This window comes from Rhizobium sp. UBA1881, from assembly GCF_002338015.1.
In the GTDB taxonomy this organism is placed as follows: Bacteria; Pseudomonadota; Alphaproteobacteria; order Rhizobiales; family Rhizobiaceae; genus Rhizobium.
Genome location: NZ_DDHH01000126.1, coordinates 1 through 22,163 on the forward strand (window position 1 = coordinate 1; position 22,163 = coordinate 22,163).

Annotated in this window: 23 protein-coding genes; 7 read left to right on the plus strand and 16 right to left on the minus strand. The window is 62.5% G+C overall.

What is annotated here, in order from left to right; all coding sequences use genetic code 11:
* Positions 1–239: 239 nt before the first annotated feature.
* On the minus strand, positions 240–491 hold the full coding sequence (locus B3605_RS15645; protein ID WP_047507965.1) for an exodeoxyribonuclease VII small subunit: 252 nt from the start codon (positions 489–491) through the stop codon (positions 240–242).
* 2 nt (positions 492–493) lie between these two features.
* Positions 494–1,429 (minus strand): histone deacetylase family protein, encoded by a 936-nt coding sequence (locus B3605_RS15650; protein ID WP_112945821.1) that lies wholly within the window; start codon positions 1,427–1,429, stop codon positions 494–496.
* Positions 1,430–1,915: 486 nt separating this feature from the next.
* On the opposite strand from B3605_RS15650, the gene B3605_RS15655 reads away from it, so the two are divergent.
* Positions 1,916–2,317, plus strand: a complete 402-nt coding sequence (locus B3605_RS15655; RefSeq protein WP_112945820.1) for an acyl-CoA thioesterase — start codon at positions 1,916–1,918, stop codon at positions 2,315–2,317.
* A 2-nt stretch (positions 2,318–2,319) separates the two neighbouring features.
* Here the strand turns inward: B3605_RS15655 and B3605_RS15660 are convergent, their stop codons facing one another.
* Genes B3605_RS15660 through B3605_RS15670 form a run of 3 tightly spaced genes read right to left on the minus strand, consistent with a single transcriptional unit; the run spans position 2,320 to position 4,190 of the window.
* Positions 2,320–2,883 (minus strand): biotin transporter BioY, encoded by a 564-nt coding sequence (locus tag B3605_RS15660; RefSeq protein ID WP_112945819.1) that lies wholly within the window; start codon positions 2,881–2,883, stop codon positions 2,320–2,322.
* A gap of 24 nt (positions 2,884–2,907) precedes the next feature.
* On the minus strand, positions 2,908–3,516 hold the full coding sequence (locus tag B3605_RS15665; protein WP_112945818.1) for an energy-coupling factor transporter transmembrane component T family protein: 609 nt from the start codon (positions 3,514–3,516) through the stop codon (positions 2,908–2,910).
* Positions 3,516–4,190: an energy-coupling factor ABC transporter ATP-binding protein gene (locus tag B3605_RS15670; protein WP_112945817.1), complete on the minus strand. Its 675-nt coding sequence runs from the start codon at positions 4,188–4,190 to the stop codon at positions 3,516–3,518. The genes B3605_RS15665 and B3605_RS15670 overlap by 1 nt, the downstream gene beginning before the upstream one ends.
* 147 nt (positions 4,191–4,337) lie before the next feature.
* Here B3605_RS15670 and B3605_RS15675 point away from each other — a divergent pair, with 147 nt between their 5' ends.
* Positions 4,338–5,528 (plus strand): winged helix-turn-helix domain-containing protein, encoded by a 1,191-nt coding sequence (locus B3605_RS15675; RefSeq protein WP_112945816.1) that lies wholly within the window; start codon positions 4,338–4,340, stop codon positions 5,526–5,528.
* 189 nt (positions 5,529–5,717) lie between these two features.
* The gene (locus B3605_RS15680) at positions 5,718–5,999 is read left to right on the plus strand and encodes a KTSC domain-containing protein (RefSeq protein ID WP_296434967.1); all 282 of its coding nucleotides are present in this window, start codon (positions 5,718–5,720) and stop codon (positions 5,997–5,999) included.
* 51 nt (positions 6,000–6,050) lie between these two features.
* On the opposite strand, the gene ribB is transcribed toward B3605_RS15680, so the two are convergent.
* From ribB to B3605_RS15695, 3 genes are all read right to left on the minus strand, one after another.
* Positions 6,051–7,151, minus strand: coding sequence for a 3,4-dihydroxy-2-butanone-4-phosphate synthase (gene ribB, locus B3605_RS15685; protein WP_047507948.1), 1,101 nt, complete (start codon positions 7,149–7,151; stop codon positions 6,051–6,053).
* A 10-nt stretch (positions 7,152–7,161) separates the two neighbouring features.
* Positions 7,162–8,259: a chorismate synthase gene (gene aroC, locus B3605_RS15690; RefSeq protein ID WP_112945814.1), complete on the minus strand. Its 1,098-nt coding sequence runs from the start codon at positions 8,257–8,259 to the stop codon at positions 7,162–7,164.
* A 170-nt stretch (positions 8,260–8,429) separates the two neighbouring features.
* Complete coding sequence (locus tag B3605_RS15695; protein WP_112945813.1) at positions 8,430–11,561, minus strand: bifunctional diguanylate cyclase/phosphodiesterase; 3,132 nt, start codon at positions 11,559–11,561, stop codon at positions 8,430–8,432.
* 285 nt (positions 11,562–11,846) lie between these two features.
* On the opposite strand from B3605_RS15695, the gene B3605_RS15700 reads away from it, so the two are divergent.
* The gene (locus B3605_RS15700; protein WP_018902046.1) at positions 11,847–12,107 is read left to right on the plus strand and encodes a DUF1344 domain-containing protein; all 261 of its coding nucleotides are present in this window, start codon (positions 11,847–11,849) and stop codon (positions 12,105–12,107) included.
* A gap of 21 nt (positions 12,108–12,128) precedes the next feature.
* Here B3605_RS15700 and B3605_RS15705 read toward each other — a convergent pair whose 3' ends face one another.
* The 4 genes from B3605_RS15705 to B3605_RS15720 all read right to left on the minus strand — a co-directional run bounded on the left by B3605_RS15705 (position 12,129) and on the right by B3605_RS15720 (position 15,681).
* The gene (locus B3605_RS15705; protein WP_112945812.1) at positions 12,129–12,719 is read right to left on the minus strand and encodes a histidine phosphatase family protein; all 591 of its coding nucleotides are present in this window, start codon (positions 12,717–12,719) and stop codon (positions 12,129–12,131) included.
* A 79-nt stretch (positions 12,720–12,798) separates the two neighbouring features.
* Complete coding sequence (gene fabI, locus B3605_RS15710) at positions 12,799–13,617, minus strand: enoyl-ACP reductase FabI (protein WP_026283646.1); 819 nt, start codon at positions 13,615–13,617, stop codon at positions 12,799–12,801.
* A 122-nt stretch (positions 13,618–13,739) separates the two neighbouring features.
* Positions 13,740–14,966 (minus strand): J domain-containing protein, encoded by a 1,227-nt coding sequence (locus B3605_RS15715; RefSeq protein WP_112945811.1) that lies wholly within the window; start codon positions 14,964–14,966, stop codon positions 13,740–13,742.
* Between the two features lie 256 nt (positions 14,967–15,222).
* Positions 15,223–15,681 (minus strand): RT0821/Lpp0805 family surface protein, encoded by a 459-nt coding sequence (locus B3605_RS15720; protein WP_026283645.1) that lies wholly within the window; start codon positions 15,679–15,681, stop codon positions 15,223–15,225.
* Positions 15,682–15,747: 66 nt separating this feature from the next.
* Between B3605_RS15720 and pdxH the strand changes: the two genes are divergently transcribed.
* The gene (gene pdxH / locus B3605_RS15725; RefSeq protein ID WP_112973080.1) at positions 15,748–16,368 is read left to right on the plus strand and encodes a pyridoxamine 5'-phosphate oxidase; all 621 of its coding nucleotides are present in this window, start codon (positions 15,748–15,750) and stop codon (positions 16,366–16,368) included.
* Positions 16,369–16,588: 220 nt separating this feature from the next.
* On the opposite strand, the gene B3605_RS15730 is transcribed toward pdxH, so the two are convergent.
* Positions 16,589–17,638, minus strand: a complete 1,050-nt coding sequence (locus B3605_RS15730; RefSeq protein WP_112945809.1) for a polysaccharide deacetylase family protein — start codon at positions 17,636–17,638, stop codon at positions 16,589–16,591.
* 245 nt (positions 17,639–17,883) lie between these two features.
* Here B3605_RS15730 and B3605_RS15735 point away from each other — a divergent pair, with 245 nt between their 5' ends.
* Positions 17,884–19,212, plus strand: a complete 1,329-nt coding sequence (locus B3605_RS15735) for a D-alanyl-D-alanine carboxypeptidase (protein ID WP_112945808.1) — start codon at positions 17,884–17,886, stop codon at positions 19,210–19,212.
* Positions 19,213–19,282: 70 nt separating this feature from the next.
* Positions 19,283–19,594 carry a MazG nucleotide pyrophosphohydrolase domain-containing protein gene (locus B3605_RS15740; protein ID WP_112945807.1) on the plus strand — a complete coding sequence of 104 codons (312 nt, stop codon included), beginning with the start codon at positions 19,283–19,285 and terminating at the stop codon, positions 19,592–19,594.
* A gap of 3 nt (positions 19,595–19,597) precedes the next feature.
* Here B3605_RS15740 and B3605_RS15745 read toward each other — a convergent pair whose 3' ends face one another.
* From B3605_RS15745 to B3605_RS15755, 3 genes are all read right to left on the minus strand, one after another.
* Positions 19,598–20,095, minus strand: a complete 498-nt coding sequence (locus B3605_RS15745) for a GNAT family N-acetyltransferase (RefSeq protein WP_112945806.1) — start codon at positions 20,093–20,095, stop codon at positions 19,598–19,600.
* A 14-nt stretch (positions 20,096–20,109) separates the two neighbouring features.
* On the minus strand, positions 20,110–21,525 hold the full coding sequence (gene tldD, locus B3605_RS15750; RefSeq protein WP_112945805.1) for a metalloprotease TldD: 1,416 nt from the start codon (positions 21,523–21,525) through the stop codon (positions 20,110–20,112).
* A 148-nt stretch (positions 21,526–21,673) separates the two neighbouring features.
* A partial coding sequence (locus tag B3605_RS15755; protein WP_296434976.1) for an invasion associated locus B family protein occupies positions 21,674–22,163 on the minus strand: 490 nt, incomplete at its 5' end.

Here is a 22,163-nt window from a genome sequence, read left to right on the forward strand (position 1 = left end):
TGGCCACCCTGGGGATCATCCAAGCTTCACGCACAGTAAAGCACAATCTCGACAGACAATTCCTGTGCTTGTCACAGGAAACCAGCCGACGCGCGTCTGCGCGGCGAAGAGAGTCTATTGCGATCAAGGACTTGATCGCGCTGGATCCCTGTGATGAGCACAGGGATGAGGGCGGAATATGCGTAGCGCTCAGAGAGTTTCCGGCGATCCCACTGTCCCGCATATTACCGCGATACGCCTCAAGCCCCGTCTAAAGGCTCCACGCCCTGCGGCTTGCCCGCGCGGTCGAGCCTGATCTTCTCGATCCGGTTTTCGGCGGCCGAAAGCAGCGTCTCGCAATGCTTCTTCAGCGCCTCGCCGCGCTCGTAGATTTCGATGGACTCGTCCAGCGCCACGTCGCCGCGTTCCAGCCGGGCGACGATGCTTTCGAGTTCGGCGACAGCCTTTTCGAAAGAGAGGCCGGAAACCTCCGGCTTGGCGTTGTCGGTCATGCTCAACCCTTCATCATTCTCAAAACATGCAGCCCGGCCGATTCGGCTAGGCCCTCGAGATCATAGCCGCCTTCCAGAAGGCTGACGACCCGGTTGCCGGCACTTTTGTCGGCCACTTCGAGCAGCCGCCCGGTCGCCCAGTCGAAGTCCTCGCCGACGAGATTGATCTGCGCCAGCGGGTCGCGGTGATGCGCGTCGAAGCCGGCCGAGATGATGATCAGGTCGGGGCGGAAGTCGTTCAGCGCCGGCAGCACGCGGGATTTGAACGCCTCGCGGAAATGCTCGCTGCCGACATTGGGCGAGAGCGGCGCGTTGACGATCGTGTCGTGTGCGCCGGTTTCGGTCTTGGCGCCGCTGCCGGGGTAGAGCGGCATCTGGTGCGTCGAGCAGAACAGAACGGACGGATCGTCCCAGAAGATGTCCTGCGTGCCGTTGCCGTGGTGCACGTCCCAATCGACGATCGCCACGCGCTCGGCGCCATGCCTCAACTGGGCGTGGCGGGCGGCGATGGCGGCGTTGTTGAAGAAACAGAAGCCCATCGCCTTGGATTTCTCGGCGTGGTGGCCGGGTGGCCTCGAGGCGACGAAGACATTGTCCGCCTTGCCGGTAAAGACGTCGTCGACCGCCGCCATCGCGCCGCCGATCCCGGTCAGCGCCGCCTGCAGGCTTTTGGGGCTGGCATAGGTATCGGCCTCGAGCTGGTTGATCTCGCCGTCTTCCTCCGGCACCTGCCGCATGACGGAAAAGAGATGCTCTTCCGGATGCGCCAGAAGCACGGCGTCCTCGGAGGCCTGCGGCGCCTGCTGGCGGTCCAGCCGGTCGAAATGCGGATGCCCCAGCGCCACGTTCAGCGCCCGCAACCGGTCGGATCGCTCGGGGTGGCCCTCGGGCGTGATGTGTTCCAGAAAGATCGGATGTTCGTAAAGGCGGGTGCTCATAAGAGCCTTTCCTGGTTAGATTGAAGCATTCTGTTGGCTCAAACGGAGTCGAATGGTCGTCCGGCCGGCGCGCGTCGTAGCCCAAGCATACGGCCAAGCCGGCCGGACGATCAGGCGGCCCGTTTCAGCCAACCCGAAGGGCCGGGCATCTTTCCGCCAGGATCAAAGGCGATCGGCTCGACCGTACCCGGGGTATGCCCTTCGCCAATCGCCTTTGCCCTGACGAAAACCTGCTCCGGCAGAATGCTTCAAGCTAACCAGGAAAGGCTCTAAATCACTCTATCGGCCTGCCTCGTCATGTTCCACAGCAGATGGGGTAGGGGCCAGCGATTTCAACAATCGCGCGCTGTCATACGCCTTTCGCGTTCATTTACATAATATTAGCAGGCGGTTATTCTTGGGGGGCTAAAGCAATTCCAGCAAAAGTGCAGCGCGGTTTTGCGTCCGGAATTGCGTAATAGCAAAGGCTGAGACTGGGGGAAATCGATGAACGCTGCGATGCGCTCCAACATTGTGCAGATACACGTGCCGTTCCGCGATGTGGACATGAACGGCCAGATGTTCCTCGGCTCCTACATCTCCTATGCCGAATCCGCGCTGGCGAAATTCTGGTCAGAGCGGCCGGAACTGGCCGGCGAGCCGCTCTATGTGGCGAGCAAGATCACCTGCATCCTGCATCGGCCTCTGCGCTATGACGAAATGGTGCTGTTTACCACCGCCGTCGACAAGATCGGCGTGCGCTCCGTCGGCTTCATCATCGCGGTGGATACGGGCGAGGAGCGCGCCGCCGAGGTCGAGATCGTCTGGCAGGCGCAGACGCGCGAGGACAAGGCGCCGGTCCCGCTGCCGGAGGTGACGCGGGACTGGCTCTACGGTTTCATGAACTAGTTTTAGCTCTTGACCGGCAGCAGCGGATAGCCGGCCATGACCGCGCGGCCGACCAGCGCCGCCACGAAAGCCTTGATCACGTCACCGGGAATGAAGGCCATCGAGCCGGTGAATGCCGCCTTCAGGCCGATCTGCGCTGCAAAGGCGAGATAGACGATGCCGAAGGCATAGAGCACGACGATCCCGCCCATCATGGCCGCGAAAAAGAAGCCGGTCAGCTGCATGCCAGCCGCCTGGCCGTGCTTCACCAGCCGCTCGCTGATATAGCCGGTCGTGAAGGCGGCGAAGACCCAGCCGATCAGGAAGCCGGTGGTGGGCGCCGCAAACGCCGCGAGCCCGCCGCGACCGCCGGAAAGAACCGGCAGGCCGATCGCCACAAGCACCAGCACGATCAACACCGCCACCGTGCCGCGCTGGGCGCCGAGCACCACGCCGGCCATCATCACGCCAAGCGACTGCGCCGTGATCGGCACCGGAATGAAGCCGAGCGTGATCGGCGGCAGGATGCCGAGCGCGACGATGATGGCGGCAAACAGGGCGGACAGAACGAGGTCTCGGGTGCTCATGATGGCTCCGTGGTTCAATAGGTGCTAATTCACATGCCGCCGAATACCGCGCGCGTCAATCGCAGCCGCGATGTTATCAGCATCCTTCAGCGTCAGGATGATGAGCGGCACCAGCACGGTCGCCGGCCGCACCTTCAGCCCGCGCGCATGATGCGCCTCGGCAATCGCGTGATAGCGGCCGATGATTTCAGGCACGAAGCGCACCACCAGCCCGACGGCAAGTCCGACATCGTCGGCCCGCACCAGCCCCAGGCGCTCCAGCGGCCGGGCGGCCAGCGTTATCTCGTCCATGAAGGCGGCGATCGTCGTGGTCGCGGTGACGCTCGCGGCAAAAAGCATCAGCGCGGTCAGCCGAAGCAGCGCCACGACGGCGCCATGCCACGGATTGAAGGCGAGGCTGAAGACGGCGACGATGAGAATGGTGAGAAGGATCGGCTTTAACCGGGCGAGTGCAGCACGAACCGGCATGCCGATGCCGAAATAAACCGCGCCCGTAGCGACGACGGCAAAGCCGAGCAGTGCGATGTTTGCGGTGGCGAATAGCGCGATGCCGAGCACGGCAAGCACGATGAGCTTCACCCGCGCCGAGATCAGGTGCAGCCGGCTATTGCCCTCGACATAGAGCGATTGCATCAGGCCGCGAGCTCCCGGTAGCGGGCGATCGCCTCGGCGGCCGGCGCATCGGCCGCCAGTTGCCCCTGGTGAAAGACCAGCACGCGCGGATAATCCGAAATCAGTTCCAGATCGTGGGTGATGACGATGGCGCTTTCGTGCAGGCTCTCGATCAGCCCTTGCACGAGGCCGCGGTTGCGCAGGTCGAGCTGGTTGGTCGGCTCGTCGAGAATGAGGATATCGGGACCGGTGGCGAGAACCGAACACAGGGCCGCCATTTGCAGTTCGCCGCCGGAAAGCTCGTGCGCGCGCCGCTCGGCCAGATGCCCGGCATTGAAGCGGTCGAGCACTTCGGCCACCCTGGCCTCGATCGCGGCCTTCGCAAGTCCGCGGCTCTTCAGCCCGAAGGCGATATCATCTCGCACGACAGGCAGGATGATCTGGTTCTGCGGCGATTGGAAGATGAAGCCGACATCGCCGAGTGCCGCCTTCTCGTCCGATGTGTCGCGACCGTTGACGATGACCCGCCCCGTGGTCGGCTTGGTCAGGCCGTTGATCAGCCTTGCGAAGGTTGTCTTGCCGGAGCCGTTCAGCCCGATGATGGCGATGCGCTTCTCGGTGAGTTCAAGCGTCAGCGGCTGCAGCGCAGTCCGCGATCCATAGCTGACGCCGGCGCTTTCGAAACGGATATTCACTGCGTCCCCCTGAGGTGAAGCGCCGTTCTATAAACGAATGCGGCCGGAGGGAAGATCAAATGCGACGCGACCTGACCCCATTGCATCCTCGCCCGAACCCGCCATATTCGGGTGGCTAGGAACATTTTCCGGATTATCATCGCTGCCATGACGAAGCTGATCTCCAATGCCGACGCCCGCCGCATCTTTCTGGCCAAGCAGGGCCTGAGCGCCCCGCCCAACCGCGTGCTCACCAAAACCGGCCTGCTGCAGTTGATCCACGATCTCGGCTTCGTGCAGATCGACAGCATCCAGTGGGTGGAGCGCGCCCATCACCAGATCCTCTTCTCGCGCAACCAGACCTACAAGCGCGAGCACCTGACTGCCCTTCTCGAAAAGGACGGCGCGCTGTTCGAGCACTGGACGCACGACGCCTCCATCCTGCCGAGCAGCTATTTCCGCTACTGGAAGCATAAGTTCCGGCGGGAGGAGGAGGTTTTGGTGGATCGCTGGCGCAAATGGCGCGGCGAGGGTTTCGAGGATGCCTTCGACGAGACCTATGAGCGGGTTAGCCGCGACGGCGCCATCATGGCGCGCGAAATCAAGGCCGATGGCCACGTTTCCGGCGGCTGGTGGAACTGGCATCCCAACAAGACGGCGCTCGAATATTTCTGGCGCACCGGCAAGTTCGCCATCTCGGGCCGCTCGAATTTCCAGAAGGTCTATGATCTGGTCGAGCGCGTCATCCCGGCCGAGTTTCACGAGCCCGAGGTCAGCCGCGAGGAATTCGTGGACTGGGCCTGTCGCAGCGCGCTGACGAGGCTGGGCTTTGCTACCCATGGCGAGATAGCGGCCTTCTGGGCGCTGGTCTCGCCCGATGAGGCCAAGGGCTGGGTCACCGCCCACCGCGATGAACTGACCGAAATCCTGATCGAGCCGGCATTGGGTGGCAAGCCGCGCCCCTCCTGGGCGTTTACGGATTTCCTCGATACGCTCGACGATTACCCTGCGGCACCGCCGCGCATCCGGGTGTTGAGCCCCTTCGATCCGATGATCCGCGATCGCAACCGCACTGAACGCCTGTTTGGCTTCTTCTATCGCATCGAGATCTTCGTGCCCGAGCCGAAGCGGGAGTACGGCTATTACGTCTTTCCGCTGCTGGAAGGTGATCGCCTGATCGGCCGCATCGACATGAAGGCGGACCGCAAGAAGGGCTCGCTCGACGTCAAGCGCCTGTGGCTGGAGCCGGGCGTAAAACCCTCCGCCGGCCGCCTTGAAAAGCTTGCAGCAGAGCTTGATCGCGTTGCCCGGTTCGCCGGCGTGGAGCGGGTCGAGATGCTGGATGGTTGGCGCGGCTAAGCGATTGTCATCGTTGAGATAGTTCGGATTTTAGATGATTACCGCCTGTTAATCTTGACGGGGGTTTACCATGCTTCTTCGCGAACTTCTTAAGGACCGTTCGCCTACGATTACAGCATGAAAACACGAGCGATCAGATACGCCGCATGGACGGCATGGAACAGCCTCGCCCGCAGGGTCAGAGCACTGATGCGTAACCGTCGCGACGCCCGCGCCGCGGCGATAGGTTCGATCGTTTCGTTGAGCGAGCAGCGTGCGCGGATGAAGCCCGTCACCGTCAAGTCCGCCCTGATCGACGCGGTCTATTTCAGCCAGGAAGACGGCAGATTGCGTGTCTGCCTGAACAACGGCGAGGAACGCATGTTCGAAGGCGTGGCCGAAGCCCATGTCATCGCCATGGTGACGTCTGAATCGCCGGGCAAATACTACATGCAGAACGTCCGGACGCGCTTCAAGCGCATCGCCGCCTGACGACGGTTCAAACCGGCGGGCCTTACCCGCCGGCTGATCATCTTATTGGCCTTAGCCGATCTCAGTTTCCGCGATCTTGATGCCGAAGCCTTCGAGGCCGACATAGTGGCGCTCGCTGCGGGTCAGTAGCTTGATCGAGCTGACGCCGAGATCCTTCAGGATCTGCGCACCGAGACCGATTTCCAGCCATTCGCTTTCACGGTTCTGCGCTTCCGCATGGGCTTCACGGCCCTGGCCCAGAGCCTTGCGGCCGTTGTCCTGGTGACCGACGCCAACAGAACCCTCGCGCAGATAGACGATAACGCCGCGGCCCTTCTCGGCGATCTTCTTCATGTAGTGATCGACGGAGCGCTTGCCGAACAGGTCGTCCACGACGCTTTCGGTGTGCAGGCGCACCGGGATGTCGATGCCATCGCGGATGTCGCCGAAGACGACGGCGAGGTGCTGCATCGGATCCCAGGGCAGCGAGTAGCTGTGGGCCTTCGCCTTGCCGAACGGCGTTTCGACGTCGAAGCTCGCCTGCAGCTGGATCAGCGTTTCCTTGCGCTGGCGATAGGCGATGAGGTCGGCAACGGAGACCAGCTTGAGACCGTTCTCTTCGGCAAAGCTCGAGACCTGCGGACCACGCATCACGCTGCCGGTGTCGTTGACCAGTTCGCAGATCACGCCGATCGGCGGCAGGCCGGCGAGCTTGCAGAGATCGACGGCGGCTTCCGTATGACCCGAGCGCATCAGCACGCCACCCTCGCGGGCGACCAGCGGGAAGATGTGGCCGGGGCGTACGAAGTCGGAGGCGCCGACATTCGGGTTGGCGAGATTGCGCACCGTCAGCGTGCGGTCGTCGGCGGAAATGCCGGTCGTCGTGCCGTGCTTGAAGTCGACGGTGACGGTGAAGGCCGTCGTATGCGCGCTGTCGTTTTCCGCGACCATGGCGTTGAGGCCGAGGCGCTTGGCCTCTTCCTTCGGCATCGGCGTGCAGACGATGCCCGAGGTGTGGCGCACGATGAAGGCCATCTTCTCCGGCGTACAGTGAACAGCGGCAACGATAAGATCGCCTTCGTTCTCGCGGCCGTCGTCATCGACGACGACAACGATTTCGCCGGCCTCGAAGGCCCGGATAGCGTCTACGACGCGCTTCTGATCGTAAGGCATGGGAACGTTCCTATTTCAGCCGGCCGGTCTGGCCGCGGTCTCGAAGGTAGTGGTCGGCGATGGCGCAGGCGATCATCGCCTCGCCGATCGGCACGGCGCGGATGCCGACGCAGGGGTCATGGCGGCCCTTGGTGCGGATATCGACGTTCTTGCCGTCGGCATCGATCGACTGGCGCTCGGTCAGGATCGACGAGGTCGGCTTGATCGCGAAGCGGGCGATGACAGGCTGACCGGTCGAAATGCCGCCAAGGATGCCGCCGGCATGATTGGACAGGAAGATCGGCTGGCCGTCATTGCCCATGCGCATTTCGTCGGCGTTTTCTTCACCGGTGATTTCGGCCGCCTCGAAGCCGTTGCCGATCTCCACGCCCTTGACGGCGTTGATCGACATCAGCAGCGAGGCGATATCCTGGTCGAGCTTGGAATAGATCGGTGCGCCCAAACCGGCCGGTACGCCGTCGGCCACCACCTCGACCACGGCGCCGATCGACGAGCCTTTCTTGCGGATGCCGTCGAGATACTCTTCCCAGACGGGCACGATCTCTGGATCCGGCGCGAAGAACGGGTTCTGGTCGACCTGGTCCCAGTCCCAATTGTCGCGGTTGATCTTGTGCTTGCCGATCTGCACCAGCGCGCCGCGCACGCGAACGCCGGGAACCACCAGCCGCGCGATACCGCCGGCCGCAACACGCGCCGCCGTCTCGCGCGCAGACGAGCGCCCGCCGCCGCGATAGTCGCGGATGCCGTATTTCAGATCATAGGTGTAGTCGGCATGGCCCGGCCGGTACTGGCGGGCGATCTCGCCGTAATCCTTGGAGCGCTGGTCGGTATTCTCGATCATCATCGAGATCGGCGTGCCGGTCGAGATCATCGTCTCGCCGTCGGCGTCAAACATCACGCCCGAGAGAACCTTGACGAGGTCGTCCTCGCGGCGCTGCGTCACGAAGCGCGACTGGCCGGGCTTGCGCTTGTCGAGCCACACCTGAAGGTCGGCGAGCTTGAAACGCAGACCGGGAGGGCAGCCGTCGACGACGCAGCCGAGCGCCGGACCGTGGCTTTCGCCCCAGGTGGTTACGCGGAAGAGGTGACCGAATGTATTGTGTGACATATGCTCCGACCGGATCGCGCCGCCGGGCGTCCCCGGGCCGCGCCATTCTTTAAAAAGGCGCGACACTCATAGGCCAAAAGCCGAGAGGGCAAAAGGCTTTCTTTGCGCCAAACCGTCTCCATTGGGAAACGGTGTTTCCTCAAATTCGAGAACAACCGCGCAAAGCCATACTATGAAGCGATGCGCCAGGCCGTATGGGTGGCCGCTTCGGTGAAATCGTCGAAGGAGAGGGGGCGCGAGAAGGCGTAGCCCTGTAGCAGGTCGCAGCCGAGTTCGAGAAGCAGGCTGGCATGCGCGACAGTCTCGACACCCTCGGCTACGGTCTCGACGCCAAGCGAGCGGGCGATGTCGATGATCGAGCGCACCAGCGCACGTTCTTGCGCCGAGGTGATGATCGGCTGCACCAGCTGCCGGTCGATCTTCAGCCGCTTCGGCTTCAGCTTCAAAAGGCTGACGATGGAGGTATGGCCCGTGCCGAAATCGTCGATCTCGATGTCGATGCCGAGCGCCTTGATCTTATCGAGGTTCTCGGCGGCGACGTCCTCGCTCTCGTCGAGGAAGATCGATTCCACCAGCTCGAACGAAATCTCGCCCGGTCTGATCTGCAGCATGCGCAGCGAATCGGCCAGCGCATCGTCATGCAGGCGCCGCGCCGAAACGTTGACCGAAACCTTGGGAACGGAAACGCCAAGCGCCGCCCACCGCATCTTGTCCTTGAGCGCCGTTTCGAGAACGATCCGGTCGAGCGTCTGCACGACGTTGATCTCTTCGGCGATCTTCAGGAACTTGTCGGGCGTCAGCAGGCCCCGGGAAGGGTGCTGCCAGCGCACCAGCGCCTCGACGCCGGTCAGCTGCATGGTGCGGGCGCTGAACTGCGGCTGATACCAGGTGGTAAACTCGCCGTTCTCGATGCCCGAGAGGATCTCGTCGGCCAGCCGCTTGTTGTTGATGATGTCGGCCTGCAGATTGTGATTGAAGAACTGGAAGCGGTTGCGGCCCTGGCTCTTGGCGCGGTAGAGCGCGATATCGGCGTTGATCAGCACCTTGCGGGCATCGACGCGCATGCCGCTTGCCAGTGCAATCCCGATCGACACGCCGCAGCGGCAGGCAAAGCCCTGGAAATCGATGGGCTGGCGCATCTCCTCGACGATCCGGCCCGAAAGCGCCGACATCTCTGCGTCATTGGCATTGAGCGCCAGGATGACGAATTCGTCACCGCCGATGCGCGCCACGATATCGCTCGGGCGAATGCTGCGCGAGAGCACGCGGGAGGCATGGACGAGCATGGCGTCGCCCGCAGCGTGGCCCAGCGTGTCGTTGATCTCCTTGAAGCGGTCGAGGTCGATGTGGAGGATCGCGAACTTCTGTCTGGCGTGCTGCCCGGCATCGGTCAGCTGCTCCAGCGCCTTGTCGAGCTTGCGGCGGTTGGCGAGCCCCGTCAGCGGATCGTGCAGCGAGTTGTGCTCGATGCGGTTGTTGGCGAGTTCGAGCTCGATGTTCTTGCCGATCGCCTCGTCCTTCGCCGCCTTCAGCTCCGCCGTCATCAGCGCGTCTTCGGTGATGTCGAAGGCAACGCCGATGATCTTCAGCTGGCCGTTCGATGTCGCGTGCACCTTTCCGGTCGAGCGCACATAGCGCATCGTCCCGTCCTCGGTCGGCACGCGACAGACGACGGTATGGGTATCGCCGACCTTCTTGAAATAACGCGCGCTTTCGACCGCAAGCGGGCGATCTTCCTCGAGCACGCAGGAGAGCCACGTCTCCTCGTCCATGAAGCCGGCGCGCGGCTCCAGCCCGTAGAGCTCGTGCATCCGGTCGTCCCAGAAGGAGCCGGCCTTGCCAAGCGTGGCCTCCCAGATGCCGCACTGATAGGAATCGAGCGCCAGATCGAGCTTGCCCGAGAGCTCGGCGAGTTCCGCCTCGCGGTGCGAGAGTTCGTCGAGCGCAAGCTCCAGCTCGGCGTTCTTGATGTCGCTGCTGTCTTTCGCCCGGCGCAGCGTCTCGGCCGCAACCGCATCGGCGGTCACGTCCCAGACGATACCGATTGTGCGGATGGTGCCGGCGGCGTCGTTGTAAACCGAGCCCACCGATCGCAGATAGCGCGTGCTGCCGTCCGAAAGCTCGATCCGGTATTGCGTCGTGTAGGAGGAGCCGGACCGGCCATCCTTCAAGAGGTGGATCTTCGCCACCCGGCGATCGTCGGGAACGATCGTTTCCAGCCAGTCGTCGAGCGAGTAGCTGCCTTCGATCGCTTGCTTGCCGTGAAGTGCCGCGGCGCGCCCATCCCAGAACAGGCTCTGGCCGCCATTCCTCAGTTCCCAGATGCCGATGTTGGAAGTTTCCAGGGCCAGGTTGAGCCGCTGCGATAGCTCCAGCAGCGTCTCCTCGCGCTTTTCCAGCTGCCTGATGTTCTTGTTGCGCTCGCCGAGCAGAAGGGTCGCGAAGAACACGGGAATGATGGTGAGGCAGGCGGCGGCGAGGATGATGAACCGCAGAGTCTGCTGATTCTCTGGAGGGGCGGTCCAGCCAGTCTTCGGCGCCGCCGCGATCTCCCATCGTCCGCCCGCGAATGTGATCTTGCGCGTCAGCGGCCGCTGCCCCAGCACCTCCGGCGAACCGAAGAACGGGGACACTGCCGCACCCGTCGTTCCAAGATCGCGCAGCGCGATGGAGAGGTGGTCGAGATGCGGATATTTCTCGCGGTTCTCGCTGTCGCGCGCGGGCTTCAGGCCGGTATTCTCGTAGAACATGTCGGCGTCGATCACCGCCTCGACCGCGCCCCAGACCCGTCGCTGGCCGTTCTCTTTTACGAAGACCGGGAAAAAGATCGCGAAAGTATCCTTGCCGTCGAGCGTGCGGATCGGTCCGTAGAAGCGTGCCTGCTGGTTGCCGGTGGTGCGCGCCACCGACTGGCGATCCATCAGGAATTCGCGCACGTCGTGGCCAAGCCGATCCTTGCCCTCCGTCGCCGGAAATACCGACTGCACGATGAAATCGGGCGCAACGGCGATATGCACGAAATGCGGGTTCTGGATGAGCAGCCAGTTGATCTGCCGCTCCATCTCCTCGGCATTCATCTTCGAGCTGATCGCGACCATGTTGGAAAGGTCGCGCACGATGGTGATGTCCATGTTGATCTGGGCGGTCACACGCGCGCGAATAAGGCTGGTCTCGTTTTCCGTGCGGATCGTCAATTCGCGAAGATTAGTCGCGGTATTGGCGCGATCCAGGCTGAAACCGACAATGATGACGACGACGGCGACCAGGCAGGAAACCAGAAACGAGATATGGGTATTCCGCAAAGAACTCCGCGTTGCCTTGTTATGTTTCCTGCGGAATAGCAAAACCCCAGTCTCCCCGTTTCCCTATGACTGTAAGTAGCGGGTGTTAATTTACGATTTCTTACAGGTAGTATTGGGAACACGTTTTAAGTGTACGACTGTATTAACGAACCCTCTTGATTGTTGTTAAAATGCGCTTCATCAATTGGGCGGGAATGGTCACGGTTCAGGGCAAATTTCGCCATATTCGGGAGGCTATCTATGCACAATTGGATGTTTGAGTCGTGTTTTCGAAGGAATGCCGTTATGCGCTTCGTAGTTGCTACACTTTTGGCCACAGCGAGTTTTCTGTCGCCGATCAGCGGCTTTGCCGAGAGCGCGGACGTGGAAGCGACGATCAAGAACATCGACATGAGCAATCTCAGCCTCACGCTCGATGACGGCAAGACCTACCAGGCGTCGGAAGAATTCAATTTCGAAGGCTTGAAGGCAGGCGTGAAGGTCATCGTCTTCTATACGGAAGTCGACGGAAAGCGCGTCATCAACGATCTCGATATCGTACAGTAATTCGGCTGGCGCGAAGCAGGCTTAGATCCAGGCGATCTGCTTCGTGTCGGTCTCGATCTTGAGAATCCGGTCCTGCGGAATCTCGCCTTCGGCCGCTTCATCCTTCGGCACGTTGGCAATCGTCCTGAACAGGCTGCGAATGACGCCGCCATGCGTGACGCAGACCGTCGGCCGGTCCACCTCGTTCAGCCAGGACGCCACCCGCCACGACATGATCTCGTAGCTCTCGGCATCGGCACCCGGCGGAATGAAATCCCACTTGTTCAGATTACGCTCAACGATCCGCTCCTTGGCGGTCGCCTTCAGTTCCTTGACCGTAAAGCCTTCCCAGTCACCGAACGACACTTCCACCAGGCGCTCGTCGGTGCGGTAGTCCTTGGGCGGGAGGTTCATTGCTTCGCGGGCTATCTCCATCGTCGCCCGCGTGCGGCCGAGAGGGCTCGCGATGAAATCGAATTCGATGCCTTCGACTTTCAGGATTTCCGCGAGGTTGATGCCGTTCTGGCGCGCCTGCTCACGACCGATGGCATTGAGCGGGATGTCCTTTTGCCCCTGCAGGCGACGTTCCGCGTTCCAGTCTGTCTGGCCGTGACGAATGACGTAGATAAGCAATGATCGGCTCCATATTGCAAACGGCCCCTGATCGCTTCCGCGAGGAGGGGCCGCGAGCATGACTCATAAGAGAGTACGATCAGTCTTTTATGACGGAAATATCCGGCGCGTCCACAGCCTTCATGCCGATAACATGATAACCGCTGTCGGCGTGATGCACTTCGCCGGTAACCGAGCGCGACAGGTCCGAAAGCATGTAGAGGCCGACATCGCCGACTTCTTCGATGGTGACGGTGCGGCGCAGCGGCGCGTTGTATTCGTTCCACTTGAGAATGTAGCGGAAGTCGCCAATGCCGGACGCTGCCAGCGTCTTGATCGGGCCGGCCGAGATCGCGTTGACGCGGATGTTCTTCGGTCCGAGATCGACCGCCAGATACTTCACGCTGGCTTCAAGAGCCGCCTTGGCAACGCCCATGACGTTGTAGTTCGGCATGACCTTTTCGGCGCCGTAATAGGTCAGCGTCAGCATCGAGCCGCCATCCGTCATCAGCTTCTCGGCGCGACGGGCGACCGAGGTGAAGGAATAGACGGAGATCTGCATCGTCTTGGCGAAGTTGTCCGCCGAGGTGTCGACGTAACGGCCGGTGAGCTCGTCCTTGTCCGAAAAGCCGATCGCATGCACGATGAAGTCGATCTTGCCCCAGGTCTTCTCGATGTTGTCGAAAACCTCGTCGATCGATGCTTCATCGCTGACATCACAGTGTCCAGCAAGAATGCCGCCGAGTTCAGCTGCCAGCGGCTCGACCCGCTTTTTCAGCGCATCACCCTGATAAGTAAAGGCAACCTCGCCGCCCTGTGCATGAATAGCTTTGGCAATGCCCCACGCAATCGAACGATTGTTGGCAACGCCCATGATGACGCCGCGCTTGCCTGACATGAGGCCTTGTGCCTGAGCCATGTTTCGCCCCTTAGGTAAATTGATCGATCCTGCCTATGGCATAGCCGGCCAGCCGGTTCAAGATTGCTAGCAATCATCAACTGTTAGGGAACGTAACAAAGGGTGCTAATGTCACCCAAAATTCACAAAAACAGGCCGTTCTTCATAATTCTCATCAAATCCGTGACCTTATCGTCGGGCTTTTCCCACAGGATAATGCGCAGTTCGACCACCAGATCGCCCTTTCCGCCATCCGATTTGGGCAATCCGAGGCCTTCGAAGCGGATTGATTTGTCCGATCCCGACCATGCCGGCACGGTAACCGTGAGCGGTCCGTTCGGTCCGTCGATGCGCGCGTCGGTGCCGAGCACGGCGTTTTCGATGGTGACGGGAAGGACTGTGTGCAGGTCGAAGCCGTCGACGGTAAAGTCGGCGTGTGGGGCGATATGAATGTTGACCACAGCGTCGCCGCGCTGCATGCCCGTCAGCTTGTGGCCCTGGCCTTTGAGGCGCACCGTGTGGCCCTCGGTGGTGCCCGGCGTCAGCGCGAAGCCGGCGTCGCGGCCATCGCCGAGATCGACGTTCACCCAGGCGCCCTTCAAGATATCCTCGATGGTGACAGTTGCGATGGCCAGCTGATCCGGCGCCTTCTCGGGCGCGGGGGCTGCGCCGCCGGTAAAGCGGCGAACGAATGAGGTGAGGAGGCTCAGCGGCTGCAGGACGGCAGCGCTGGCCGCCGCGGCCTCGTCCGCGCCGTGCTCGTCGTCCACCATCTTGCCGGCGTCGCCGGCCTTGGCGCTCTCGGTAGCCTTATCCGTTTGCTTGTCGGCCTCGGCGCTCTCGGGCTCCGGCCGCTTGGCCCGGCCGGAAGCAAAGCCGCGCGCCCGTCCGCCACCGCTCGCCGCGCGGGCCTGGTTGCCGAAGATCCGCTCGATCATCTCTTCGGCGGGCTCGGCAGCACCTGCTTGCTGCTGTTGTTGCGGCTGTGGCTGCTTTGCCGCCTCGGCGGCCGCCTTCTGTGCCGCTGCCCGCGCCAGCTCTTCCATCACCCGCTCGGCATTCTCCTGCGCCTGCTTGGCGCGGATCGCGGCTTCGCGCGCCGCCTGGCGCTGCGCCATGATGGTGTTTTCGTTTTGCTTCTCGTTCTGCTTGGCTTCGGCTGCCCGCGCCGCGCTGTCGAAGAGGCTGCGCTTCTTCGGGTCCTTCAGCGTGTCATAGGCGCGGCCGATCTCGGCGAAGCGCGCACCGGCCAGCGGGTCGCCCTGATTATGGTCAGGGTGCACCACCTTGGCCATGTTGCGCCAAGCTGCCTTGATCTCGTCTTGCCCCGCGTCGCGCCTGACGCCCAATATCTTATAAGGATCGCGCATGTCCAAACCGCCCGGTGTCCAAATGCGAGGTGCCCTGTCCGGCACTCCGCAGCCCCGATTAAACTCATTTGGTGCGCCGAAGTTCGCTTCGCGAGCAGAAAATCTGCGCACATATGCGAACCACAGTCCCGCAAAGTTGCTAATCAGTCCTTATTTGGCGTCAGGACACGCCACGGTTTCATGCGGAATGGTTATCTTTTGCTAAATCTGGAAACGTAGCCGGGGGCAGCCGTTAACGACTGCCTGAAAAGGCCGCTCAGCTCTCAGGCTGGAAGCTCAGGAGCTGCCAGTTGCCGCCGCCGACGAGGCAGGTCTTGCCGTAGAATTTCGAGATGCCGACATAGGAGTGGCGCGTCGTCTTGAACTGACGGCAAACCTGGCCGGTGTCGTTGTTTTCGACGATCGTGTCGATCACGCCGGCGCTGCCGGTGGAAGCGTTCGCCCAGGGAAGGGGGCGTCCCTGCAGGCCGTTGATGTCGGCCGAGGTCACGGCATTGCCCACGGTCATTTCGTCGGAGATGCTGTCGCTCGTCGGCGCCGGCTGCGGCACGGTGCCTGTTGCAACCGAACGATCGACCTTGTTGCTGCTGAACATATCAAGCCCGCCGGCCATGCAGCCGGAGAGAGAAAGCACTGCCATTCCGACAACGCAGATGGCCGCGCATTGGCGCATGAGGCCCTTTGTATGACGAACTGACTTTGCTATGACTTCCACCCTGTGTCCTGTCCAGTGGTTTTGGGCTGGGCAATTATCGAATAAACCCGGGGCATTTGAGCTAATATGTCGGAAAATGAGTTAACAACCAGTGACTTCACCGAGCAAAACGAGCCGTTCCAGCTCTTTGCGGATTGGCTGAAGGAAGCCGAAGCTTCCGAGATCAATGACCCGAATGCGGTGGCGCTTGCGACGGTCGATGAAGACGGCCTTCCCAATGTCCGCATGGTTCTCCTTAAGGGATTCGATCAAGACGGATTTGTGTTCTACACGAATTTCGAGAGTCAGAAAGGCCGCGAAGTCCTCGGCCAGAAAAAAGCGGCCATGTGCTTTCACTGGAAGACGCTTCGCCGCCAGGTTCGGCTGCGCGGCCCGGTTGAAGTGGTGAGCGACGAGGAGGCCGACGCCTATTACAAGACGCGCGCCCGCGGCAGCCGCATCGGTGCCTGGGCCTCCAAGCAGTCGCGCCCGCTCGAAAGCCGCTTCGCGCTGGAAAAAGCCGTCGCCGAATACACCGCGCGCTATGCCATCGGCGAGATTCCGCGCCCGCAGCACTGGTCCGGCTTCCGCATCAAGCCGACCTCGATCGAGTTCTGGAAAGACCAGAAGTTCCGGCTCCACGACCGCATCGAGTTCCGCCGTGGCACGCCCGAGGGCGGCTGGGACAAGGTGCGGATGTATCCGTAAGCCTCCCCTCGGCGGCGCCTCCGATTGCTTGCGCAAGGGAGCAACGAACCCGCCGCCGCTGACATCGAAACGGAGCGCCGCGCAACCACGGCGCTCTTTGCTTGAATTTTCATCCTAGGTTGAAAAGATCGTGCCCCGAGGCGCCGGCGTTCACCTGCAAACGGCGCGCCGCCTCAAAAGAAAGTGATCGGTGGATAATGTCGCGGGGAGGGGCGGACCCTCAGCCGCGGTTGCCCATCAGCTTCAAGGGGATGCCCGAAGCAAGGCCGGAGACATAGCGCGGCTTTTGATAGAGCCCGTTGATCGACAGGCGCGGCAGATAGGTGGAGCGCTCGAGCGATTGCCGACCGATCACGCCAGGCTGGGTGGTCACCGCCAGAGAAAATCCGAGATCCCTAGCAATCGCCGCCTGCTGCTGCGTCACCGCCTCGCGGGTTCCATAGGGATAGGCAAACGCATCAGGCCGGTGGCCGCTGATCACCTCGACATAATCCTGGGAGTGCGTCATCTCATCGCGAACCTCGGCGTCGGAGAGCCGCGCGACGGCACGATGGCTGACGGTGTGGGCGCCGAGCGAGGCGAGCGGGCTGGCGTCCAGGAGGTTGAGCTCTGGCGCGCCCATCACCAGATCGTCGACGATCTCGGTGGGGTCGATCCCGTGCGACCGCGCCAGCGCATCCACGGCCGCTACGGCCACCGTCTCTTCATGCGCATGAATATAGCGTGCGAAGCGGGCAAAGGCGCGGTGCTTGTCTTGAGGGCTGGCGGTGTCGATTGTCTCGGCGCCATCGCCGAAATCGAACGTCAGCCTTTCCTCGCGCCGCAAGAGCGCCGTCAGCGTTTCCCACCAGATCGTATGCGTCCGCTCCACCAGCCCCTTGGCCACGAAGATCGTGAACGGCGCCTCATGCCGCTCGAACACAGGCATGGCGTAGACGAGATTGTTGCGATAGCCGTCGTCGAGCGTAAACGCCGCGAAGGGCTGTGACGGTTTCGGCTCGGAGAGCGCGTCGGGAACATCAGTAAGCGACACGAATCGGTAGCCGTCGCTCTTCAGCCGCGTCAGCACCGCGTCGAGAAAGTCCGGCGTGATCTCCAGATGCGCGTTCGGCGAAAAGGATGAAGGCTCGTGGGGGCGAACGTGATGCAGCGTGAAGATCGCGCCCATGCCGCGTGCGCCGCGCATCAGCCCGACCGAGCGCAGGAGGTTGGCCACCTCCAGCCCGCCGGTTATCGCGATCCGCTTTGCCAGCGTTCTGGCGTTCATCATCTCCGCTCCGTTTGCGGGGTCGTGAGGAGGCGACCCTAGCAAGCGCGAGGTTAAGCCTTGCTGAATGCTGACTTTGCCTGAATTCTAATATTGCAGGGCGTGTTTTACGGTTTTTTCACCATAAAGGGTAAAATTTGACAAAAATGGTCCACGTTGCCGCAAAGTCGCGCCATATTGCGTCCATCTGTCTAAGAACGGGACAAAATTCGGGCGACGAGGGTCGGCTGTTCATCGAGGGGAAGTGCATGAGAAAGCTGTTGGCCGCGATTATAACCGCGACGTTGGTCGTTGCGGCGCCGTTGTCGGCTATGGCTGGCAGCGCTTCGCTCATCCTCGATGCGAGAACCGGCAAGGTCCTGTCGTCGGAAAACGCCGATGTTCTCAATCATCCCGCGTCGCTCACCAAGATGATGACGATCTACATGGCGTTTGAGGCCATCAATCGCGGCAAGATGAACTGGGATACCCCGATCGTCATGTCGAAATACGCGGCCTCCCGCCCGCCGACCAAGCTCGGCGCCAAGGCAGGAACGTCGATCACCGTGCGCGACGCGATCCTCGGCATGATCACCAAGTCGGCCAATGACGCCGCTGCCGCCATGGGCGAAAAGCTAGGCGGCTCTGAAAGCAATTTCGCCAGGCTGATGACGCAGAAGGCGCGCCAGCTCGGCATGAGCCGCACTACCTTCGTCAACGCGTCGGGCCTGCCGGATGGCCGCCAGATCACCACCGCCCGCGATATGTCGACGCTCGCCGTCGCGCTCATGAAGAACTACCCCCGCGAATACCGCCTGTTCTCGACCGCGAGCTTCAATTTCCGCGGCCGCACGATCCGCGGTCACAACAACCTGATGTATCGCTACCAGGGCATGGACGGCATCAAGACCGGCTATACGAACGCCTCCGGCTTCAACCTCGTCAGCGCCGTCAAGGATGGCAACCGTCGCGTCGTCGGCGTGGTTCTCGGTGGCCGCACCGCCCGCAGCCGCGACGACAAGATGGCGGCCCTGCTCGACAAGGCCATGGGCCGCGCATCCTCTTCGGGTGGCGCCCGTCTGGTCGCCAGCGTCAATTCGCGCGAGCCTGTCGAAGTCGCCTCCGCAGCCGATGCCAGCGACCTGCCGGTTCCCGCATCCGCGCCGCGCGTCGAGGATGTCGCCCCGGTCGCAGCACCCGAAATCGCCCGCAGCGAACTTGCCCCCAAGGCGCTCGGCTATCTGAGCGACACCGTTCCGCAGGAGCGTCCCTCGGCGCTCGACGCCGTAACGCCTACGGCGAAAATCGGCTCTTCCGCCAAGCCGCTCGCATCCGTCGCCTCGACAGGCGACTGGGCGATCCAGATCTCGGCTGCCCCGAGCGACGAAGCCGCCCGCGCGCTTCTCGCCCAGGCCAAGTCCGAAGGCGGCGCCGCGCTGAAGTCGGCCAACCCCTATACGGAAGCCGTCGGCAAGGGCGCCAACAAGGTCTACCGCGCCCGCTTCGTCGGCTTCGAAAGCCGCGATGCCGCGACGTCGGCCTGCGACGCGCTGAAGAAGCGCTCCTACGACTGCATGCTGCTCGGCGACCGCGGCTGATCCATCAGCCATTCCGACTGGACATTGCCGCTGAATCAGGGTTCTCCTGCGTAAACGAAAGGAGAACATGATGCTGGATGATCTTGCCCTGAAGTTCGAGCGGGCCTCGAGCGCCTATGCCGGAGAAAACGGCATCACACGCGATGCCGACTGGTTTCTGCTGAAGCTCCAGGAAGAGATGGGCGAACTGACCCAGGCATGGAACCGCGTCAGCGGGCGAGGGCGCCCCAAGGGGCGCTCCGGCGAGGACATGGCCCGCGACCTCGAAGACGAGGCCGCCGACGTGCTCGGCCACATCCTGCTCTTCGCGCACCAAAACGATCTCGACCTCGCGGCCGCGATCAAGCGCAAGTGGCTGTTTTCGCTGGATGAAGCGATCTGAGCGTCAGGCGGCGCTGAGGCTCAGCCTGTAGAACTTGCTGTCGACGGTCATGATGGGGAAGCTTGGCGGCAGAGTGCTCTTCTCGACTTCGACGAAGCCGTTCTTCTCGTAGAAGCGATGCGCCGCGAGAAACTTGTCCGTCGTGCCGAGATAGATATCGACAAGCCCCTGCGCCTCGGCGTGCTGCACCAGCGCGGCCAGAAGTGCCGTGGCTACGCCACGTTCGCGGCCGCGAAAATCCGCCGCCACGAACATCTTGCGCAGTGCCGCCTGGTCGTTGCCGATGTCCTTCAGCCCGATCGTGCCGACCACGGTGTCACCTGAGGTCGCCACCCAGAACTGACCCTTGCCCGACTGGTAGAACTCGGGAATGGCCAAAAGATCCGGCTGGTCGGCGGCGGTGATCGCGATCCCGAACTCCTCGCTCTGGATCGGCAGGATCGTCGATATCACGCCGTCCTTGTCTGACGGCGTGAAGGGGCGAACGCGAATATCGCTCATCGGGGAGGGGCCTGTTACGCCTGCGTGCCGCCCACCGTCACCTGGTCCATCCTCAGATGCGGCTGGCCGACGCCGACGGGAACCCACTGGCCGGCCTTGCCGCAATTGCCGATGCCGGTGTCGAGCTTCATGTCGTTGCCGACCATGGAGATCCGCTGCATCGCATCCGGACCGTTGCCGATCAGCATGGCGCCCTTGACGGCCGGACCTATTCTGCCGTTCTCGATCAGATAGGCCTCGGTGCAGCCGAAAACGAACTTGCCGGAGGTGATGTCGACCTGGCCGCCGCCGAAGGAGACGGCATAGATGCCCTTCTTCACCGAAGAGATGATCTCTTCCGGCGTCTTGTCGCCACCCAGCATGTAGGTGTTGGTCATGCGCGGCATCGGCACATGCGCGTAGCCCTGCCGGCGGCCGTTACCTGTCGGTTTCATGCCCATCAGCCGGGCGTTCTGCCGGTCCTGCATGTAGCCGACCAGTTTGCCGTTTTCGATCAGCACGTTGTAGCCCGAAGGCGTGCCTTCGTCGTCGATGGTGATCGAGCCGCGGCGGCTGTCGATCGTGCCGTCGTCGACGACGGTCACGCCCGGGGCGGCGACCATCTGGCCGAGCAGGCCGGCGAAGGCCGACGTCTTCTTGCGGTTGAAATCGCCTTCCAGCCCGTGGCCGACAGCCTCGTGCAGCATCACGCCCGGCCAGCCGGAGGAGAGCACCACGTCCATCGTGCCGGCAGGCGCGTCGATCGCCTCGAGATTGACCAGCGCCTGGCGCAGCGCCTCGTCGGCGCCGTACTGCCAGTTGCCCTCGGCGATGAAGTCGCCGAAGCCGATGCGTCCGCCGCTGCCGTAGGAGCCGCTTTCCTGGCGGTCGCCCTGGCCAACCATGACGGAGATGTTGATGCGCGTCATCGGGCGGATATCGCGGACCCGGTGACCGTCAGCGCGCAGGATGTCGACCACCTGCCAGCTGGCGGCGACCGAAGCCGTCACCTGCCGGACCTTGTCGTCCTTGCCGCGCAGATAGGCGTCGATGTCCTGCAGAACCTTGACCTTCTCCTCGAAGGTGGGCGCGCCGATCGGGTTTTCGTCGCTATAGAGCTTCTTGTTGGTGCCCTGTGGGGCCGCCGCATAGCTGCCGGTATAGCCGCGCGTCACCGCGCTCACCGCGTCGGCAGCCCGCTTCAGCGCCGAAACCGAGAGATCGCCCGCATGCGCGTAGCCCACCGCTTCGCCCGCCACCGCGCGCAGGCCAAAACCCTGCTCGGTGTTGAAGCTGCCGCCCTTGAGGCGGCCATTGTCGAACATCAGCGATTCGGCCTGCGCGTGCTCGATGTAGAGCTCCCCGTCGTCGGCGCCGGAAAGGGCCTCGGCGACAAGCGAACGCATCTTCGCTTCGTCGGCGTCGAAAAGCGTCAGGAGATCGGTATTCATGTCATTATGCTCCGCTGCGGCAGGAAATGCTTCCTGCCGATGTAGGTCCGGGGGACGGTTCGAGCAAGTGTCGAATTCGTAAGGATCGCAAAAGCGATCAGACGCGGAGGTCGGGCCCAGCGATCGGGGCCCTTGTCAGGCCGTGATATCAGGGAAGCGCGTCGTAGCCTTCAGCGAAGCCCTTGAGGTCGACGGGAATGCCGATACCCTCTTCAGGCGTCTGGAAGACGATGAAGGTGGCGCTGGCGCCGCTGCGGAAGGTCTTGAGCAGTTCGTCCTCGAGCACGACTTCGGCGTAGCAGCCGTCGGCGAAGCAGCGAACGAAATAGGCGCGGCCGATATCCTTGCCGTCGACGTTAAGGCCGAGACCGTTGGGCAGCAGCACGCCGAGTGGCGCGAGCACGCGGAGAATCTTTGACTTGCGGTCGGCGGTCTTCAGCACGACCACCGAGAGGCCCACTTCCGGGCGGTCCTCGGCGATGACGTTCTGCATCAGCGCGCATTGCTCAGCCGAAGCACCGGCCGGCTTGTCGCAGACCACGGACCATGCGCCGTGATTGGAGCGGACGGTGCCGGGCGCCTGCGGTTGCGTCTGCCCTGGTGTCGCCTGCGCGGCAGGGGCGCCGGGGGCGGGCTGT

What these genes read in the sequence shown, in the direction of transcription:
- B3605_RS15715 (WP_112945811.1), bottom strand. Translation starts at nt 14,966, where the DNA reads ATGCGCGATCCTTATAAGATATTGGGCGTCAGGCGCGACGCGGGGCAA.
- fabI (WP_026283646.1), bottom strand. Translation starts at nt 13,617, where the DNA reads ATGGCTCAGGCACAAGGCCTCATGTCAGGCAAGCGCGGCGTCATCATG.
- B3605_RS15735 (WP_112945808.1), top strand. Translation starts at nt 17,884, where the DNA reads ATGAGAAAGCTGTTGGCCGCGATTATAACCGCGACGTTGGTCGTTGCG.
- B3605_RS15730 (WP_112945809.1), bottom strand. Translation starts at nt 17,638, where the DNA reads ATGATGAACGCCAGAACGCTGGCAAAGCGGATCGCGATAACCGGCGGG.
- tldD (WP_112945805.1), bottom strand. Translation starts at nt 21,525, where the DNA reads ATGAATACCGATCTCCTGACGCTTTTCGACGCCGACGAAGCGAAGATG.
- B3605_RS15745 (WP_112945806.1), bottom strand. Translation starts at nt 20,095, where the DNA reads ATGAGCGATATTCGCGTTCGCCCCTTCACGCCGTCAGACAAGGACGGC.
- B3605_RS15665 (WP_112945818.1), bottom strand. Translation starts at nt 3,516, where the DNA reads ATGCAATCGCTCTATGTCGAGGGCAATAGCCGGCTGCACCTGATCTCG.
- B3605_RS15655 (WP_112945820.1), top strand. Translation starts at nt 1,916, where the DNA reads ATGAACGCTGCGATGCGCTCCAACATTGTGCAGATACACGTGCCGTTC.
- B3605_RS15650 (WP_112945821.1), bottom strand. Translation starts at nt 1,429, where the DNA reads ATGAGCACCCGCCTTTACGAACATCCGATCTTTCTGGAACACATCACG.
- B3605_RS15645 (WP_047507965.1), bottom strand. Translation starts at nt 491, where the DNA reads ATGACCGACAACGCCAAGCCGGAGGTTTCCGGCCTCTCTTTCGAAAAG.
- B3605_RS15660 (WP_112945819.1), bottom strand. Translation starts at nt 2,883, where the DNA reads ATGAGCACCCGAGACCTCGTTCTGTCCGCCCTGTTTGCCGCCATCATC.
- B3605_RS15680 (WP_296434967.1), top strand. Translation starts at nt 5,718, where the DNA reads ATGCGTAACCGTCGCGACGCCCGCGCCGCGGCGATAGGTTCGATCGTT.
- B3605_RS15675 (WP_112945816.1), top strand. Translation starts at nt 4,338, where the DNA reads ATGACGAAGCTGATCTCCAATGCCGACGCCCGCCGCATCTTTCTGGCC.
- pdxH (WP_112973080.1), top strand. Translation starts at nt 15,748, where the DNA reads ATGTCGGAAAATGAGTTAACAACCAGTGACTTCACCGAGCAAAACGAG.
- B3605_RS15700 (WP_018902046.1), top strand. Translation starts at nt 11,847, where the DNA reads ATGCGCTTCGTAGTTGCTACACTTTTGGCCACAGCGAGTTTTCTGTCG.
- B3605_RS15740 (WP_112945807.1), top strand. Translation starts at nt 19,283, where the DNA reads ATGCTGGATGATCTTGCCCTGAAGTTCGAGCGGGCCTCGAGCGCCTAT.
- ribB (WP_047507948.1), bottom strand. Translation starts at nt 7,151, where the DNA reads ATGCCTTACGATCAGAAGCGCGTCGTAGACGCTATCCGGGCCTTCGAG.
- aroC (WP_112945814.1), bottom strand. Translation starts at nt 8,259, where the DNA reads ATGTCACACAATACATTCGGTCACCTCTTCCGCGTAACCACCTGGGGC.